The following is a 2,910-nucleotide window of genomic DNA, read 5'->3' as shown; positions in this document are numbered from 1 at the left end:
TCTGACCCCCACCGACCTCGTCTTTCCCTTCTTCATGTTTATCATGGGAATTTCCACATACATTTCCCTGAAGAAATACAACTTCGAGTTCAGCCACGCCGCCGGCATGAAGATACTGAAACGCACCATCGTCATTTTCCTCATAGGCATGGCCATCGGCTGGTTCTCACGTTTCTGCTATTACTGGGCTTCAGCTCCGGACGACCTCAGTTTTGGAGAAAAACTATGGGCTTCCGTCTGGACATTCGACCGTATCCGTATCCTGGGTGTCATGCAACGGCTGGCCCTTTGCTACGGAGCAGCCTCCATCATTGCACTAACCATGAAGCATAAACATATACCTTATCTGATTGCCAGCCTATTAATAGGTTACTTCATACTGTTGATGTGTGGCAACGGTTTCGCCTATAATGAAACAAACATTCTTTCCGTGGTAGACCGTGCCATCCTGACCCCTGCACACATGTACAAGGATAACGGCATAGATCCCGAAGGTTTGTTAAGTACTATCCCTGCCATTGCACACGTGTTGCTGGGATTCTGTGTAGGACGGCTGATGCTGGACGGCAACAAGTCGGAAGACCGTGCCTCATTTCTCAATTCGCAGCTTATCACACTGTTTCTGGTAGGTGTTATCCTTACTTTCTCTGGTTTCCTGCTAAGCTACGGTTGCCCCATCAACAAGAAAATATGGTCTCCTACCTACGTATTCGTCACTTGCGGACTGGCATCCAGTTTTCTGGCATTGCTTATCTGGATTATTGATGTGAAAGGCTATAAGAAGTGGAGCATGTTTTTCGAGGCATTCGGTGTGAATCCGCTGTTCATGTATGTATTGGGCGGCGTACTTAGCATACTTTTCGGTAGCATCAGCTTCCCGTGGGGAGACGGCAGCATCAGTATACACGGATTCTTATACAATATAGTCCTCATGCCCGTTTTCGGTGAAACCGCCGGTTCCCTTGCCTTTGCCCTGCTGTTTATCGCCATTAACTGGTGTATCGGCTACCAGTTGTACAAACGAAAAATATATATCAAAATATAAGGATTAGGGGTTAGTGATTAAGGATTAGTGATTAATGGTAGGTGATACTGTTTCTTAATTATAGGCAACGTATTAATCACTAATCCTTAATCACTAACCCCTAATCCCTAATCATTAAACATTATTTATATGATTCTAATAGCAGACAGTGGCTCTACAAAGACCGATTGGTGTGTTGTAGAGAATGGAGTACTTCTCCAACAGATATTCACGAAAGGGACGAACCCTTTCTTTCAGTCGGAAGAGGAAATCAGTAATGAAATAGCAACAGCGCTAGTACCTCAGCTGAAAACAAGTGAACTGGATGCCGTATACTTTTATGGTGCAGGATGCGGATTTCCCGACAAGATAAGTATGGTGCACCGTGCCATAACCAAACACCTCAGTGTGAAAAATGAAGTGGAAGTCAATACCGATATGCTGGCTGCCGCACGTGGCCTCTGCGGACATGACTCAGGCATTGCCTGCATCATGGGGACCGGCTCCAACTCATGTTATTATGACGGAAAAAGCATTGTCACCAATGTATCTCCTCTGGGATTCATCTTGGGAGACGAAGGCAGCGGAGCCTGCTTGGGCAAACTGTTGGTAGGCGATATCTTGAAAAATCAGATGACACCCGAGCTGAAAGAGAAATTCCTCAAACAGTTCGACCTGACACCTGCTGATATCATCGACCGTGTCTACCGTAAACCTTTCCCCAACCGTTTCCTGGCAAGCTTGTCACCATTTCTTGCACAGAATCTGGGTGAACCTTGTGTACGCGCTCTGGTACTGAACAGCTTTAAGGCATTCCTTAAACGCAATGTCATGCAATATGAAGACTATCAGCATCAAAAAGTACATTTCATCGGTTCCGTAGCCTTCTATTACAAGGAAGTTCTGGCAGAAGCTGCCAAAGAAATGGGTATCCAACTGGGTGCAATCATCAAGAGCCCCATGGAAGGACTCATCAAATATCACAACTGAAAGTGACAAATCGTAAATAGTAAATCGTCAAATAGTAAATAGCCTTATGTTCGTAAAAATCTCAGAGCAACCATCGCTCTACAATGACTTGGAAAAGAAATCAGTCCGTGAAATTCTGGAAGACATCAATACCGAAGACCAGAAAGTGGCGCTTGCCGTACAGAGGGCAATCCCTCAAATAGAAAAGTTGGTAACCCAGATTGTGCCCCGCATGAAACAAGGCGGACGCATCTTCTACATGGGTGCGGGTACCAGTGGACGTCTGGGCGTACTCGACGCTTCGGAAATTCCACCGACTTTCGGTATGCCCCCCACGCTGGTTATCGGCTTGATTGCCGGTGGTGACACTGCATTGAGAAATCCGGTAGAGAATGCCGAAGATGACATTCACCGCGGTTGGGAAGAGTTGACGGAACGCAATATTACAGATAAGGATACGGTCATCGGTATTGCTGCATCCGGTACCACCCCCTACGTGATTGGTGCCATGCACGAGGCACGCGAACACGGCATACTGACCGGCTGTATCACCAGCAACCCGGACTCTCCAATGGCAGCAGAGGCAGATGTAGCCATCGAAATGATTGTAGGACCTGAATATGTGACGGGAAGCTCACGCATGAAATCGGGAACAGGACAGAAAATGATACTGAATATGATTACCACTTCCGTCATGATACAGTTGGGACGCGTGAAAGGCAACAAAATGGTGAATATGCAACTCAGTAACAAAAAGCTTGTGGACCGTGGTACCCGTATGATTGTAGAGGAACTCGGACTGGACTATGGCAAAGCCAAGGCGCTGCTGTTGATGCACGGTTCGGTGAAAAAGGCAGTGGATGCGTACCGGATTTAGCTATTACTCACTCTTAAATTCCTTTATTATGAAAGCAATA

Annotated in this window: 3 protein-coding genes; all 3 read left to right on the top strand. The window is 46.4% G+C overall.

The annotated features are described in order from the left end of the window. Nucleotides 1-1,045: acyltransferase family protein (locus ACMJ0U_RS00915; RefSeq protein WP_417127539.1), on the top strand; the 1,045-nt coding region annotated here is incomplete at its 5' end. Nucleotides 1,046-1,174: 129 nt separating this feature from the next. Beyond that, complete coding sequence (locus ACMJ0U_RS00910; RefSeq protein ID WP_417127538.1) at nucleotides 1,175-2,014, top strand: BadF/BadG/BcrA/BcrD ATPase family protein; 840 nt, start codon at nucleotides 1,175-1,177, stop codon at nucleotides 2,012-2,014. Between the two features lie 46 nt (nucleotides 2,015-2,060). After that, the gene (gene murQ / locus ACMJ0U_RS00905; RefSeq protein WP_005824981.1) at nucleotides 2,061-2,870 is read left to right on the top strand and encodes an N-acetylmuramic acid 6-phosphate etherase; all 810 of its coding nucleotides are present in this window, start codon (nucleotides 2,061-2,063) and stop codon (nucleotides 2,868-2,870) included. Nucleotides 2,871-2,910: the final 40 nt, after the last annotated feature.

Origin of the sequence: Phocaeicola sp., from assembly GCF_048170425.1 — a bacterium.
Taxonomy (GTDB): domain Bacteria; phylum Bacteroidota; class Bacteroidia; order Bacteroidales; family Bacteroidaceae; genus Phocaeicola.
The sequence above is the reverse complement of the archived record's forward strand: the minus strand, read 5'-3'. Positions and strand labels throughout refer to the sequence as shown.